The organism is Sporosarcina sp. P20a (assembly GCF_002743175.1).
Taxonomy (GTDB): Bacteria; Bacillota; Bacilli; order Bacillales_A; family Planococcaceae; genus Sporosarcina.
Genome location: NZ_PDYT01000037.1, coordinates 1 through 15,525, shown reverse-complemented (window position 1 = coordinate 15,525; position 15,525 = coordinate 1). Strand labels below are relative to the sequence as shown.

The 15,525-nt window shown below is 43.9% G+C and carries 14 protein-coding genes; 12 read left to right on the top strand and 2 right to left on the bottom strand.

The window, feature by feature from the left end:
* The first annotated feature begins 668 nt into the window (after positions 1-668).
* From secA to CSV72_RS16120, 11 genes are all read left to right on the top strand, one after another.
* Complete coding sequence (gene secA, locus CSV72_RS16175; RefSeq protein WP_099679189.1) at positions 669-3,167, top strand: preprotein translocase subunit SecA; 2,499 nt, start codon at positions 669-671, stop codon at positions 3,165-3,167.
* Between the two features lie 33 nt (positions 3,168-3,200).
* Positions 3,201-4,302 (top strand): peptide chain release factor 2 gene (prfB, locus tag CSV72_RS16170; protein WP_099679192.1). Its coding sequence is split into 2 segments (ribosomal slippage): positions 3,201-3,272 and positions 3,274-4,302, totalling 1,101 coding nucleotides; the frame shifts between segments, so codons are not numbered across the junction.
* 809 nt (positions 4,303-5,111) lie between these two features.
* On the top strand, positions 5,112-5,453 hold the full coding sequence (gene cccB, locus CSV72_RS16160) for a cytochrome c551 (RefSeq protein WP_099679187.1): 342 nt from the start codon (positions 5,112-5,114) through the stop codon (positions 5,451-5,453).
* Between the two features lie 198 nt (positions 5,454-5,651).
* Positions 5,652-6,338, top strand: coding sequence for a cell division ATP-binding protein FtsE (gene ftsE, locus CSV72_RS16155; RefSeq protein ID WP_099634897.1), 687 nt, complete (start codon positions 5,652-5,654; stop codon positions 6,336-6,338).
* Positions 6,328-7,212 (top strand): permease-like cell division protein FtsX, encoded by an 885-nt coding sequence (ftsX, locus tag CSV72_RS16150; protein WP_099679186.1) that lies wholly within the window; start codon positions 6,328-6,330, stop codon positions 7,210-7,212. Before ftsE ends, ftsX begins: the two co-directional genes overlap by 11 nt.
* 25 nt (positions 7,213-7,237) lie before the next feature.
* Positions 7,238-8,569 carry a murein hydrolase activator EnvC family protein gene (locus tag CSV72_RS16145; RefSeq protein ID WP_233191342.1) on the top strand — a complete coding sequence of 444 codons (1,332 nt, stop codon included), beginning with the start codon at positions 7,238-7,240 and terminating at the stop codon, positions 8,567-8,569.
* Between the two features lie 73 nt (positions 8,570-8,642).
* On the top strand, positions 8,643-9,296 hold the full coding sequence (locus CSV72_RS16140) for a hypothetical protein (RefSeq protein ID WP_099679185.1): 654 nt from the start codon (positions 8,643-8,645) through the stop codon (positions 9,294-9,296).
* Positions 9,293-9,880, top strand: a complete 588-nt coding sequence (locus CSV72_RS16135; RefSeq protein ID WP_099679184.1) for a peroxiredoxin family protein — start codon at positions 9,293-9,295, stop codon at positions 9,878-9,880. Before CSV72_RS16140 ends, CSV72_RS16135 begins: the two co-directional genes overlap by 4 nt.
* Positions 9,881-9,950: 70 nt before the next feature.
* On the top strand, positions 9,951-11,378 hold the full coding sequence (locus CSV72_RS16130) for a S41 family peptidase (protein ID WP_099679183.1): 1,428 nt from the start codon (positions 9,951-9,953) through the stop codon (positions 11,376-11,378).
* Between the two features lie 173 nt (positions 11,379-11,551).
* Positions 11,552-12,724, top strand: coding sequence for a PDZ domain-containing protein (locus CSV72_RS16125; RefSeq protein WP_099679182.1), 1,173 nt, complete (start codon positions 11,552-11,554; stop codon positions 12,722-12,724).
* Positions 12,725-12,738: 14 nt separating this feature from the next.
* Positions 12,739-12,990, top strand: a complete 252-nt coding sequence (locus CSV72_RS16120) for a CsbA family protein (protein WP_029052497.1) — start codon at positions 12,739-12,741, stop codon at positions 12,988-12,990.
* A 112-nt stretch (positions 12,991-13,102) separates the two neighbouring features.
* On the opposite strand, the gene CSV72_RS16115 is transcribed toward CSV72_RS16120, so the two are convergent.
* Both CSV72_RS16115 and CSV72_RS16110 read right to left on the bottom strand, forming a co-directional pair.
* Positions 13,103-13,405 (bottom strand): AzlD domain-containing protein, encoded by a 303-nt coding sequence (locus CSV72_RS16115; protein WP_099634903.1) that lies wholly within the window; start codon positions 13,403-13,405, stop codon positions 13,103-13,105.
* Positions 13,405-14,127 (bottom strand): AzlC family ABC transporter permease, encoded by a 723-nt coding sequence (locus tag CSV72_RS16110; RefSeq protein ID WP_099679181.1) that lies wholly within the window; start codon positions 14,125-14,127, stop codon positions 13,405-13,407. Before CSV72_RS16110 ends, CSV72_RS16115 begins: the two co-directional genes overlap by 1 nt.
* Before the next feature lie 106 nt (positions 14,128-14,233).
* Between CSV72_RS16110 and CSV72_RS16105 the strand changes: the two genes are divergently transcribed.
* Positions 14,234-14,866, top strand: coding sequence for a TVP38/TMEM64 family protein (locus tag CSV72_RS16105; protein WP_099679180.1), 633 nt, complete (start codon positions 14,234-14,236; stop codon positions 14,864-14,866).
* Positions 14,867-15,525 lie beyond the last annotated feature (659 nt).

Sequence of the window (15,525 nt, the reverse complement as noted above, 5' to 3'; positions counted from 1 at the left end):
CTTACAGTATCTACAAAAGTATGTACTTTCAGGTAGACGATTCTCTTTACTAGTCATATAAATTCTTTTTGGGTCAATAGAATAATGCGACAAGCCTTGTCATCATCACCTTTTCAAGAGGGAGTCGCCGCCAGCTTCCGCTTCAATCCTACGAAGATGGTGCGAATACTTAGATCGCCCACTATAGAAGGATTTGAATTATTGTTTAATTTTAACTTATTTAGATTCAAGTACTGAAGTTCAAAACCTATTACAGCACTTATTTTAAAGCATAACAAAAAGTATCACCCGCTCGTATTGCGAGGGATTGGAGCGTAGGAGGGGCGACTCTGGGAGGATCAGCGGGACAGGTGAAACACCCTGCGAGCGAAGCGAAGGGGTGTGGTTCACCGCCCGCCCTCCAGAAAGCGTCCCCTCCGAAGCGCAAATCCCCACCCCAACACCACCGCCAGCCACAACCTGTCCAATCCCTTACCCCAACACTAAGTCACCCTCCCCAAGACAATCTTAGGAAAAATGATACAGCGCACTATTTGCACCTAGCTTTTTACAATGCTAAAATGGAGTGTGACTCAAAAATCTTGATCTTAAACTACGGACCAGACAACGAACTTACAACTGGCAGGCGCGTCCTGCTAATTGATGAAGCTATGAGGATGTGACAATAAATGCTTGGCGTATTGAATAAAATGTTCGACCCAAACAAACGTGACCTAAAACGACTTGAGAAAATTGCCGATCAAGTAGAACTATTGGCTGACGATATGGAAAAACTGTCCGACGAACAACTGACAGCGAAAACAGACGAATTCAAAGAGCGTTACCAGCAAGGCGAAACAATCGAAGACTTGCAACCTGAAGCGTTTGCTGTCGTGCGTGAGGCCTCCCGCCGTGTGCTGGGACTATACCCATTCCGTGTGCAAATCATGGGTGCTGCGGCTCTTAACGAAGGGAATATCGCGGAGATGAAGACCGGTGAGGGGAAGACGTTGACTTCTACACTCGCCGTTTATTTAAATGCACTGACTTCCAAAGGCGTCCACGTAGTAACAGTCAACGAATACTTGGCTAGCCGTGACGCGGAAGAGATGGGGCAATTGTATTCATTCCTTGGCATGAACGTAGGCTTGAACTTGAACAGTCTCAGTAAAGAAGAGAAGCGTGAAGCGTATGAAGCGGACGTAACATACAGCACGAATAACGAACTCGGTTTCGACTATTTGCGTGACAACATGGTGCTTTATAATGAACATAAAGTACAGCGCCCACTTCATTTCGCTGTAATTGACGAAGTCGACTCCATTTTAGTCGATGAGGCACGTACGCCGCTGATCATTTCGGGTCAGGCAGCAAAAGCACAGGAATTATATCGCTTAGCCAATCGCTTTGTGATTACGCTAAAAATAGAAGAAGATTATTCTTTTGATGAATCGACTAAAGGTGTTGTGTTAACAGAGCAAGGTATTGAAGCGGCTGAGAAGGCGTTCAGTATTGATAACTTATTCGATCTGCAACACGTGACGCTTAACCACGCAATCAATCAGTCATTGAAAGCGCATGTAAGTATGCATAATGACGTAGACTATGTGGTAGAAGAAGGCGAAGTAGTCATCGTCGACTCCTTCACAGGTCGTTTGATGAAAGGCCGTCGTTATAGTGACGGTTTACACCAAGCGATTGAAGCGAAGGAAGGACTTGAAGTTCAGAACGAGTCGATGACACTTGCGACAATTACGTTCCAGAACTATTTCCGTATGTATGAAAAGCTGTCCGGGATGACGGGTACAGCGAAGACAGAGGAAGAAGAGTTCCGCAACATCTATAATATGAACGTTATCGCGATTCCGACCAATCAACCGATTGCTCGTGATGACCGTCCAGACTTGATTTTTGCATCGATGGATGGAAAGTATAAAGCGGTAGCGGAAGATATTAGGGATCGACACGAAAAGGGCCAACCGGTGCTAGTTGGTACGGTAGCGATTGAAACGTCAGAAATTATTTCGGCATTCTTGAAGAAGTATGGCATTCCGCATAATGTCTTGAACGCGAAGAATCATGAGCGGGAAGCCGAAATCATTCAAGACGCTGGTAAAAAAGGTGCTGTAACGATCGCAACGAACATGGCTGGTCGTGGTACGGATATTAAACTGGGCGATCATATCCAGGACGTTGGCGGTTTAGCGGTCATCGGTACGGAGCGACATGAGTCGCGACGTATTGATAATCAGCTTCGTGGACGTTCAGGGCGTCAAGGTGACCCAGGTGTTACGCAATTTTATCTTTCATTAGAAGATGAATTAATGCGTCGCTTCGGTTCTGAGCAAATGAAATCTATGATGACAAAACTCGGTATGGACGATGAAACACCGATCCAGTCGAAAATGGTATCACGTTCAGTTGAATCTGCTCAGAAACGGGTAGAGGGGAATAACTTTGATTCACGGAAACGTTTATTGCAGTATGACGATGTACTACGTCAGCAGCGTGAAGTGATTTACAAAGAGCGTAATGAAGTACTTGGTTCAGAAAATATTCGCCCAGTTCTTGAGAATATGTTGAATTCCGTTATTGAACGCGTAGTGGCGATCCACACTGCAGACAATACGGTGTATTCAAAAGGGTTGAAAGACTATCTGGAAGCGAACTTATTAGCTGAGGATACTGTGACGATCGAAGACTTAGAAGGTAAAACACCAGAAGAGTTGCAAACATTTATTCACGAATTGGTGATTGCGCGCTATAATGAGAAAGAGCAAGAAATGTCCGAAGAGCGTATGCGTGAATTTGAGAAGGTTGTCTTGTTGCGTGCGATTGATACCAAGTGGATGGATCATATCGATGCGATGGACCAACTTCGTAACGGAATTCATTTACGTGCATATGGACAGAGTGACCCACTTCGTGAATACCAAGCAGAAGGATTTGCGATGTTTGAAGATATGCTGATTTCCATCGAAAACGATGCGACGAAGTATGTCATGAAGGCAGAAATCCGCAATAACTTGGAGCGTGAAGAAGTAGCAAAAGGTCAAGCGAACAATCCGAAAGAAGATGGCGCGCCGGTTGCTAAAAAGCCAATCCGACGCACTGTTAATATCGGCCGCAACGACCCTTGTCCATGTGGCAGCGGTAAGAAGTATAAGAACTGTCACGGCAAAGCATAACGAGAAACAACCACTCAGGAGGAAACAATTATGATGGAATTATCCGATGTTCGCAACGAGTTAGAAAAAACCGCTAAGAAATTAGTGGACTTCAGGGGGTCTCTTTGACTTAGAAAACAAAGAGACTAGCATGCAGGAGTTAGATGAAATGATGATGGAGCCGGGCTTCTGGGACGATCAAGATGCAGCTCAGAAAGTTATTTCACAATCAAATGCATTAAAAGATGTAGTAGGCGAATATCACGCGTTGAGTGATACGCAAGAAAATCTAGAGATGACGCTTGAACTGTTACGTGAAGAAGCAGATGAAGAGTTACAAGACGAACTTATATCCGAATTAAAAGAGTTCAAAAAGAAGATGGATCAATTCGATCTTCAAATGTTATTAAGCGATGAGTTTGATAAAAATAGTGCAGTAGTTGAAATACACTCAGGCGCAGGCGGCACCGAGTCTCAAGACTGGGCATCGATGCTGCTTCGTATGTACACGCGCTGGGCAGAGCACCATGGCTTTAAAGTTGAGACGCTCGACTATCAAGCAGGTGACGAAGCAGGCGTGAAGTCGGTCACACTCGGAATCAAAGGGCATAATGCCTATGGCTACTTGAAAGCGGAGAAAGGTGTACACCGACTCGTTCGGATCTCACCATTTGACTCTTCCGGTAGACGCCATACCTCATTCTCTTCCATTGAAGTGATGCCGGAGTTTGAAGGCGACATCGAATTGGATCTAAAGACAGAAGATATTAAGATTGATACGTATCGTTCAAGTGGCGCCGGCGGACAGCACGTTAACACGACGGACTCTGCTGTGCGTATGACTCACCTTCCAACGGGTGCAGTCGTTACGTGTCAGACTGAACGTTCACAGATCAAGAACCGTGAACGTGCGATGAATCTTTTGAAGGCGAAGATTTATCAGATTCGCGTAGAGGAAGAGGAAGCACGCTTGGCGGATATCCGTGGCGAGCAGAAGGAAATTGGTTGGGGTAGTCAGATTCGTTCTTATGTTTTCCATCCATATTCGATGGTGAAAGATCACCGTACGAATGAAGAGACGGGTAACGTTAGTTCTGTGATGGACGGCGAGATCGATCAGTTTATCAATGCGTATTTGCGTTCAAGAATTTCTTAATCATATAAAGGCAGCTGGGCAGGTCATTTTTTAATGACTTGGTTCGGCTGTTTTTTAATTAATTTAATTATGTTCATTGTGGGATTGAAGGTAGAGAGGAAGGAATGGCTGTTGGGGTGGGGATTTGCGCTTCGGAGGGGACGCTTTCCCATGGGCCCGCGGTGAGCCAACTGTTCGCTGTGCTCTCTTAGTTGTCTCACCTGATCGGGCTGATCCATCGGGAGTCGCCCCTCCTACGCGCCAATCCCTACAGTTTAAGTGGGTGACAATTAAGTGCAGTACATTATAGGTTGGCTTGGCTGTTGATTTTAAAAGAGAAGTTACCTGTGTATTTTGTGAAGGATTTAGGGAATGATAAAACATTACTCTAGTGCTGGTATTTGTAAAAAAAGTTCATTGAGGACTTTATTCTTGTTTAAATTGAAAATGGATCATTATAAATGAAAACGTGTATAATAATTGATTTTGTATGTGAACTTTTGTCACATTTGCACTTTGAATATTACAAAGAGGTTACAATATTACAGACTATGACAGGGAGTTATCTTTATTCACTCTAAATCCCGTGATAAAGGCTAAATTTCCTCGATATTTTAATCATGTGATAAAATTTAATGTTTACTAACTAGAAATTTGGTTAATACTATATATGTACTTACTACCAAAGCGTCTTTTTATGGGGTGTAACAGACGAAAATCATGATTATCCTTGATAATTTGTAACTTTGTCATCACTATTCACCATAAATCGATTGATATTTGGTATACTACTTATGTTAGAAAAATTTTAATAAAAGGGAGGGTATTACATGAAGAACAAACTATTAGCTACACTCTTCGGAGCGGCACTAGTTCTCGGCGCTTGTGGTGGAGGCGACGATAACGCTGCACCAAAAGATGACGCTGCAAACGACAACGGTGCAGCAACTACTGATGTAGATGCAGAAGCAGTTGTACAACAAAGCTGTGCGTCATGTCACGGAGGAAACTTAGAAGGTGGAGCAGGTCCAGCACTTGATAAAATTGGTGGAACACTTTCTGAAGAAGAAATCCATGACGTGATCGTTAACGGTAAAGGCGCTATGCCTCCTGGTATTATTCAAGGCGAAGAAGCAGATGCAGTTGCTGCTTGGCTAGCTGAAAAGAAATAATGAACATTCCGATCGTCTCCAAGATTTTCTTGGAGACGATCTTTTTTTTGTACATACATCCGTAAGATTTACTAGTTTTTTACTATTACGCTTGCTTGTTCAATTGATACATAACTGTAATACATGGTAGGGTAAAGCCCATGCTATAATAAAAATGGCGAATATGAGAGAAAAACAAAATTCAGGTGGTTATGATGTATGATTGTAATGAAAAATGTATACAAAAAGTACCCGAATGGTGTTGTAGCCTCAAACGGAATTCATGTCGAAATCGAAAAAGGGGAGTTTGTGTATGTTGTCGGACCGAGCGGGGCAGGTAAATCCACGTTCATTAAAATGATGTATCGTGAAGAAGTCCCGTCTAGCGGATTGATTTACTTCAACAATACGGAACTGACAAAGATGCATAGACGAGATGTCCCTTATTTGAGAAGACAAATCGGCGTAGTATTTCAGGATTTTAAACTTCTGCCGAAACTGACTGTCTACGAAAACATTGCGTATGCGCTGGAGGTAATCGAAGAATCACCGAGCGTAATTCGTCAAAAAGTGACAGAAGTGCTGAAATTAGTAGGGCTCACCAAGAAAACGAGAATGTTTCCAAATGAACTGTCAGGTGGAGAACAGCAACGCGTGTCGATTGCACGATCGATCGTCAATCAACCGAAGCTTGTCATTGCAGACGAACCGACAGGAAATTTAGATCCAGAGACTTCATGGGAAATCATGAAGATTTTTGAACGGATAAATGCACAAGGCACAACGATCATTATGGCTACACACAATAAAGATATTGTGGATAATCAACCACATCGCGTGATACAGATCGAAGGCGGACTCATCACACGAGATGAGAACGAAGGAGAATACTCCAATGAAATCTAGAACAGTACGACGTCATATTCGGGAAAGCTTCAAAAGTCTTAGTCGAAACGGCTGGATGACCTTTGCATCGGTAAGCGCTGTTACCGTGACTTTATTATTGATTGGCGTTTTCATTGTCATCATGATGAACTTAAATCAATTGGCTGACAACATCGAAAATGATGTGGAAATCAAAGTGGTCGCGGAACCAGGAGCTAGTCAAGAAGAAGTCCAGGATCTATTGAAGGAAGTTAAAGAGACCCCAGGTGTTGCCGAAGTCAAGTATTCCTCAAGAAAACAGGAATTGGAGCGAATGATTCAATCTTTCGGTGATGAGTTAGCGCTCTACAAACAAGACAATCCCCTCGGTGATGCATTATATGTCAAAGCGGATGATCCGAAAAACACGGCATCCATCGCAAATGAAATCGCATCGTACACGTATACGTTTGACGTGGAGTACGGTGAAGGTAAGGTAGAAAAACTTTTCAACGTCTTGAAAATAGGACGAAACATCGGACTGGGCTTAATATTGGCATTGCTGTTTACTGCCATGTTCCTCATATCGAATACTATTCGACTTACCATTGTGGCAAGACGAACAGAAATCGATATTATGAAATTGGTCGGTGCAACAGATAGTTTCGTGCGGATTCCTTTTATGCTCGAAGGTGTATGGCTAGGAATTTTTGGTGCGATTCTTCCAATGACTCTCATGACGATATTTTATTCGAAATTGTATGATTTCTGGGAAGGTCGTTTGCAAAATCAATTATTCCATTTGCTCGATCCTAACCCGTTCCTATTACAATTAAACTTTTTACTGCTATTCGTTGCCGTCTTTATTGGCGTCTGGGGTAGTTTCATGTCAGTTAGGAAATTCTTAAAATCGTAATTTTTACTAAGGAGAGAACTCGGATTTGATAAAAAGACATAGAATCATTTCAAGTGTCCTTGCGGTTTGTTTGCTTACCACAACGGTTGGCAGTGCAGACGTATTCGCGGACTCTCTGAAAGATTTGCAGAATGAAAAAAATGCAGCAGAAGTGAAGAAGAAAAATTTAGATTCTACTATCCAGAAAAAAGAATCACAAATACAGGAAAAGCAGTCGAAAGTCGATGCGCTGATCACTCAAATCAAAAAACTAAATGACAAGATTGAAGAAACCAATCAAAATATGGATCGGATCATTGCGGAAATGGATCAGACCAAAATTGAAATTGAAGAACTTCAAGCTTCTATTAAAGAATTAGAGATTCGGATCAAACAGCGAGACGAAGTATTACGTGAGCGCGTTCGTGTGATGCAAGTCAAGGGAAATAAAGTCAGTTATTTGGACGTACTTCTTGGTGCTAACAGTTTCGCGGATTTCATTGACCGTTTTTCGGCAGTATCTACATTGATGGATGCAGACCGAAAAATCATTCAACAGCAAGAAGATGATATGGCGCTGCTTGAAGAAGAAAAGAAGCTTGTAGAGCAGAAGTTAGCTGAACAAGAAGAGCGCAAGAAAAAAATTCAAGCCATGAAAGACGAATTGGATAAACAAAAGCTCGAAAAAAGAGATGTAGTTAGAGAACTCGAAAGAAGTCAAGAAAAACTTTCGGGTGAAAAAGGCGCATTAGAAGAAGAATATAGCGAAACGGTAGCATTTAGTTCTAAACTAGAAAAGAAAATTATCGCAGAACAAAATCGTTTAGCGGAAGTCGCTCGTAAAGAGCAGGCAAGAAAGCAAAAGTTGCAGCAAGAAAGATTGGCGGCAGAAGCAGCAGCGGCTGCGGCAAATAGTCGTTCAGGTGGCTCTGCAAGTTCAAGTGCAACTCCGCCTGTCTCAAGCGGATCTTGGACAAAGCCGACAACGGGTAGTCTTAGTTCAGGATTCGGCTGGCGGACTCATCCGATATCGAAAGTGAAGAAACAACACCGTGGAATGGATATAAGCGCACCTACAGGAACTCCGGTTGTAGCAGCAGGAAATGGTGTCGTATCGTACGCGGGTAGTATGGAAGGATTCGGTAACGTGGTCATGATCACGCACTCCATGAAAGGTCAAATTTTGACAACTGTTTATGGGCACCTTTCAACGATTGGTACAAGCTCAGGACAATCTGTCGATAAAGGTCAATTAATTGGAGCGGTCGGTTCGACAGGTTACTCTACAGGTCCTCATTTACACTTTGAAGTGCACGTAGGAAACTTCTCTGCAACAGGTCCTAGTGCAGTCAACCCTTTGCATTACGTTTCTTTTTAATATAGCATGAAATGAAAACCTACCTGAAAAGGTAGGTTTTCATACGTTCATAGAAAGAATAGGAGGATTGACGATGCCGGTTACGCACTATTATCCAATCGCTTCGATTACGATGCCGTCATCATGGATTGCGTTCATTGCGGGTTTCATAGTAACCTATCTATTCATTCGCTTATACTTTGGTAAAGTACATGGCGCACGAGTCGGCGATCTGTTTTTCAATGTCGTGATTATCTGGAAGTTGTCTGTGATTTTAACCGATTTCTCTATGGTAATGAAAAATCCGCTCTCTATTCTTTATTTCCACGGGGGGCTGTTCGGCTGGATACTTGGGTTGGTCGTAGCCGGTTTATGGATGCTTCGGCAAGTATATAAAGAGAAGTGGAAGCGTATCGATAAATGGTCGCTATTGCTTGCGTTGATTTGCTGGCAAGCTATCTATCAAATCGCTATGACCTTTCTAAATGAAGGCAATCTGGTAGTGAAAAGCGCAACGATTCTTTTATTTGTCGCGATCTTTGTATTGTCGTGGTGGAGTGAACAAAAGAAAGTCAATACAGTAAGCGAACTTGCATTTGTCTTGATAGCTGTTCATTTTCTCATATCCGCCATTCAAGGAAGTCTACTGAATACAGCATTCATCACGACCATTATCATCGGTTTGTTCATGTGGGGAATAGAGAGAGCTACGGCACAACCGATTAGCGGAAAGGAAGAGGTAGAGTGAGTAAGAAAATGCTTGGCTATATTATTACGGCATTAGTTATCGGTACATTGATCTTCATCATGGTGCAAAATACAGTTGGACAGAAAGATCCTGTGGAAGCACCGATTACACAAGTTAATCCGGAAGATGCATTGCAGGGGGAAGAGGAAGGTTTGGAGCAATATTCACCTGCACCGGACTTTACACTTGAAACACTTGCTGGCAAAACGGTGACGCTTTCCGAGTTGAAAGGAAAGAAAGTCATTTTGAATTTCTGGGCAACATGGTGTCCTCCATGTAAAGCAGAGATGCCGCATATGGAAAGTTTTTATTCAAAACTAACGGATGAAGACCAAGTAGAACTGATTGCTGTCAACGTTACGGAGTCCGAGAGACGTGGTTTAAGTGAAGTGGAAACGTTTGTAGATTCTTATGAATTAAGCTTCCCGATTCCGCTAGATAAAACGGCGGAAGTTACACATAAATATGGTGTGATGTCCATGCCAACAACGTATATGATTGATACACAAGGGCGCATTGCACAAAAAATCATTGGGCCATTAGATGAAAAAACATTGAATGAATTAGTCGATTCCATGGATTGAAAAAAGAGTCTGTTCTCGTGTCGTAACTTCTTGTCTCCCTTCATATAGTGAAGAGAGGAGGAGGTTATGAATGCGTAAGAGCAGGCTTTTTTTGGTGGGGGTGTTATTACTAATCGGCATCATATGGCTAAACGGCTGTGGTAAGCAAGAAACTGCAAAGAATGAGTCGATCAGTAAGCTGCCTGTAGTGGATGAGGTGTTTGAAAAGATTCAGGAGAGAGCCGTATATCCAGTCAAGAAGGACGAGCTGATTGAAGGGGCGTTGCGTGGAATGACCGATACAATCGGCGACCCGTATTCGACGTATCTGACCGGTCAAGAAGCGGAGTCTCACCGGGAATCACTCGCAGGATCACGTGTCGGGATTGGGGCGGAAATGACACGGACGAACGGCAAGTATATTATCGTAGCTCCAATTAAAGGAGGTCCAGCAGAAAAGGCAGGATTACAGCCGTATGATGAAATTGTACGTGTCAACGGGGAGCGTTTGGCCAATGAAACATTACGCGATGTAGTGAATATGATACGGGGCGATAAAGGGACGGAAGTGAAGTTGACCATTTTTCGACCTGAAGCGGATAAGCATATGGAATACACGATCACACGCGATCATATGCCCGTGCAGTCTGTATCACATCACCTGATTGAAGAACGGGATGCTAAGCTCGGGTACATAGCGCTAAGCATGTTTGGTGAAGAGACATCAAAAGAGTGGCAAAAGGCTACGTCTGACGTCATTAAAAAAGGTGCCCAGGCGATCATCATTGATGTGCGTGGAAATCCAGGTGGCTATTTGAAGGCTGTATCCGAAATTTCCAGTAGTCTATTGGAAGAAGATCGAACGTTCGTCGTGATGCAAGATGCAAAAGGAAATTTGACACCTGTCTCAACGGAGAAAGACGAGAATCTTTCATTCAATGAACGCTTGAAACAAATTCCGATTGTCGTCGTACAAGATGTCGGCAGCGCATCAGCGAGTGAAGTATTGAGTGCAGCGATCAAAGATCTGAAACGTGGCGAGATTATCGGCACGACGAGTTTCGGAAAAGGAACGGTACAGGAGACGATGGAATTATCGAACGGCGGAGAATTGAAGCTGTCGACAAGTAAATGGCTGACGCCTAAAGAGAAATGGATTCATGGCAAAGGGGTCACAGCGGATATTGAAGTAAAACAGCACACATTATTCACGGAGCACTTACAGATGGTAACGGACACGATGAAGGAAGGGCATTTTAATGACCAAGTTGCGTATGCGCAACGCATGCTCAAAGCATTTGATCATCGCCCAGGCAGAACGGATGGTTATTTTGATCGTGAAACGGCAGAAGCTGTACAGTCATTCCGTACGGAGTATGAAATTAAGGAAGGCTATGATATGGATAGAGAATTTTTCATGGCATTAAAAACAGCGGCAGAAGAATATCGAGCGGAGCCAAAGAACGACAAACAGTTGCGGATGGCGGTCGATTTCCTCGTCAATGAACTGGAAAAATAATAGCAGGGGCGGTTCGGCAAGGTCTTGGTAACGGGACACGCACGAACAGCCTCTTTTTCTTTGTGCAATTTAGCTTAATTTGGAACTTCCTTAAGAACTCTCTCGCTATTTTCCTTCTTTTTTTGTACAATGAAGAAAAGAGCTGTAAAGACAAGCGAGAAAGGTGACAGAAGATGTCTAGCGAACTATTACTTAATTTAAAAGATGCATTACTTTACTTTTTTCTAAATCCAGTCTGGCTAATTGCTTTAGTAGCTGCCTATATGCTGGGTAGTAAACGAGTAAGCCGTGAGCGGACAGATTTCAATGTGGGTATAAACAAAGGTTCCACTGAAATGAAACACATTCTTTCAGTAGGTTGGTTGCACGGCTTTGTCCTATCAATTCTGATCGCAGGTATAGGGTTAATCGTCGACTTTAACTGGATCATCATTTTATCCGTCGTCATGTTGCTCGTTATTGTATCATTCTCCTATAAACTAGCATCACCGATCTACTATGCAACGATTGCGTTTTTTGCGCTGTGGGCATTGGATCGATTTGCGGGAGACTTCTCAATCGGCACATGGTTCGTTCAGGAAGACCTGGACTTCTTCGGTACATTAGCTATAACGGTACCGATTATTGCGGGATTACTATTAATCTCGGAGGGCTTATTAGTTCGTCGTCATGCGGCGCGTCATACGTCTCCAACATACGTTCCGACACAGCGCGGAATGCGTGGTGCAATTTATCAGTCGAAGTTACTTTGGCTCGTGCCGGTGGTATTTTTAGTACCTGGACATATGGTAGCGGAATTTGCTCCATACTGGCCGCAATTCACATTAGGTTCAGAGCAATTTTCATTCATTCCGGTACCTTTAGTGATCGGCTTCTCACAACTGGTGCGTTCTACGTTCCCAGACGTGCTACTCCCTAAGATGGGGAAAGCAATCGCTTGGATTGGTATAGCTGTAGTGGTGGTAGGTATTGGCGCGATTTGGATGCCGGTACTTGGTTGGGCGGCACTGCTTGCGGGCGCCTTATGCCGTATCTTGTTGAGCGCTATGATTTCATTATCAGAACGCAACAAGCAAGTATTGTTAGTGCCTCAATCAGAAGGTGTCTATGTAGTAGCAGTTCTTGCCGATTCACCAGCAGAGAAGATGGGAATTGTCCCAGGTGATTTGATCAAGTCGGTGAACGGCATCTCGATTCATAATGAAGATGAACTGTATGATGCGATCCAAGTCAATGCTGCACACTGTCGTTTACAAGTTATCGGCCGCGATAAAGAAGTACGTTTGAAGCAACAAGTGCTGTTCCGTCACGATCACTTCCGTCTAGGTATTGTGGTTGTGCGATAAAAGGGGAGAACAATATGCATGATTTCGAAACGAAGTTGATGTTTGCGATGTTGTTGCCAGGGATATTAGTTGTGTTTTTCACGCGCGTGACATTTCATCACGTCGTTGGATTAATTTTGACAGTATCGCTCATTGCAGCTTCCGTCTATGCGGGTTATACGCATAATTGGATGTTGTATGTGGCGGATGCTGTGTCACTGACAGTAGGTTTTTGGTTTGCGTCGCGCATGGTGAAGAATGCGCGACTGAATCAAGCCGAGGAGTGAAGAAAAGCGGTTTTCAAAGAGCATACATGCTTTGGAAACCGCTTTTTTGTTACGAATAATAGATAGTAGCTGTTTTAATCGTCTGCGTATTGGGGAATAGTGAGAATAAGAGTTAAAATAAACTATACACAGCGAGCGCCGCAATTGTACCAATCACGACAAACATCACGTCGAGGCCGATGAAGGCTAAAGCGAACGCTATAACGGCACCTAGTATGCCGAAAAGGATATCATCTTGGATATGTATAATAGCTGGGAAAATTAGTGCACCGAGTACTGCAAAGGGAATATTGCGCAACACGCCACTGACGATTGGCGGTAATTCCTTGCCATCAAGAATGGTTAACGGAATCATTCGTGGCACATATGTGGCGATGGCCATGCCGAGTAACATCCACCAATAAGTAGATCCCATCAGTTTACCTCCTTCTGTTCGGTAAAGTGTTCGACGTTTTTATTACTCTTTACATATAGAATCTCGACAAATATAGCGGAGGCGAGCGTCGCTACCAATATCGACCAGCCCGTTGATAATAGTTGCGTGTAATAGAGTGCGCAGTGAATAGCTGCCGCAATCGCTGCAAGCAACACCACTTTACGATTGCCTTTCATGGACGGGACGAGCAGACCGATGAACATTGCATACAGCGCAACAGACATCGCTTGTTGTAGAAATTGTGGTAAGTTGGCCCCAATGACGTGACCTACTGCAGTGAAAATAACCCAACTACTATAGGCGATCAAGGCAACGCCAAATGCAAAAGCGGTCGTGATCTGTCGATTCTTTTGCGTGGCGAGAACAGAAAAAGTTTCATCCGTAATACCAAACGCATAGATCGCTTTCTTCCATCTTGGCGCAGGTTCCACTTTTTCACTTAGAGCAGCTGTCATGAGGAAGTGCCGGATATTGACGATAAATGTATTCGTCACTATGAGCCACGGAGCAACGCCGGTCGCCAGTAAGCTGAGCGCCATATACTGAGCGGCTCCTGCGTAGACGAATAGACTCATTGCGGTTGCTTCAATAATAGAGAGGCCAGTCGTTTTTGCGAGCAGTCCGAACGTCAGCGCAACGGGAAAATAGCCGATGGCAATACTCGACCCTGCTTTCAGGCCTTGGGAAAAGGTTGTATTCATTAGGCAGCCCATCTTTCTTTTACCAATCTTGGAGCTAGTATACTATAATTCAACAAATTCTACAGCATTATGACTAAAAATTATGAAATCAGTGAGGGTGTTGGCGATGAATGAATGGCTATCAATTGATAAAGTGGAGGAACTAGCAGAGCAGTATGAGGCGCTAGGTTTTTTTATGGGATTAATTCCAACGTTTTTGGAAGCATTCCTACCGTTTCTGCCGCTCTTCGTATTTGTAATCGCTAATGCCATCGCATTCGGTTTTTGGCTAGGTTTTGCACTTTCCTGGGCTGGAACGGTAGCGGGTTCGTATGTCGTGTTCTTGCTCGTCCGTAGATTTGGTGGCAACAAGTTCTTCTCGTTCCTGACCCGTCCCAAAAAAGTGCAACAACTGATTCAATGGGTAGAGCGTAATGGCTTCGGTCCATTGTTCGTCCTAATTTGTTTTCCCTTTACGCCTTCCGCTTTGGTAAATCTCGTGGCGGGCTTGTCGAATATGAACAAGAAGAATTACTTGTTTGTATTGATGCTTGGTAAGCTCGTGATGATCATGATGATTACGTTTATCGGCTATGATGTGCGCGCACTCGTCACGCAGCCGATCCGTACGTTGATTATGTTTGTCGTGATTTTCTTGCTGTGGTTGGTAGGGAAAAGGTTTGAGCGTAGGTTGACGCGGAAGGTGGAGGACGATTTCAGGAGTTTTTCTAGTGTGCATGGTGATGGTAAAAAAGAATAAAGGTTAACGGTTCCTGTCTCTCTTTTCTTTCGGTACAATGGAAGAAAGAGCGGCAGGATTTTTTGATCGGAATTATAGAGTGGGTGGCACCGTTGATCACGTCATTCTGTTGGGACGTTGCTCGACTGGTTGTTGTTTACTGAAGTTAGTGAGTGTCTGCTTTCTGGACCCGCGCAGGCACGTGGGGGATTGCCTCCAGCCAGGAGCCAGCTGGCGGTGGTGCTGCCAGTTGTCACCTGGCCACGGCCTACCCCGCAGTTGTGCCTGCGCTGCTGAGTGGTATTTACTTTGGTTGTGGTTCTAAGTAGGATAAATTTCGAACCTTACCCAACCTGGAAACGCGGTTGGCGGAAAGACTAGGCGGCTGCGGGTCATTTTCACTTTTGGTTGTGGTCGTTGCTCGACTGGTTGTTGTTTACTGAAGTTGGTGAGTGTCTGCTTTCTGGACCCGCGCAGGCACGTGGGGGATTGCCTACAGCCAGGAGCCAGCTGGCGATGGTGCTGCCAGTTGTCTCCTGGCCACGGCCTACCCCGCAGTTGTGCCTGCGCTACTGAGTGGAATTCATTTAGGTTGTGGTTCTTATAGGAAGAAGATCAGTGATTTGGTGTTACTGATTTTGTACTTTTAAAAAAGAAGTATACGAACTGCCCTACACCCA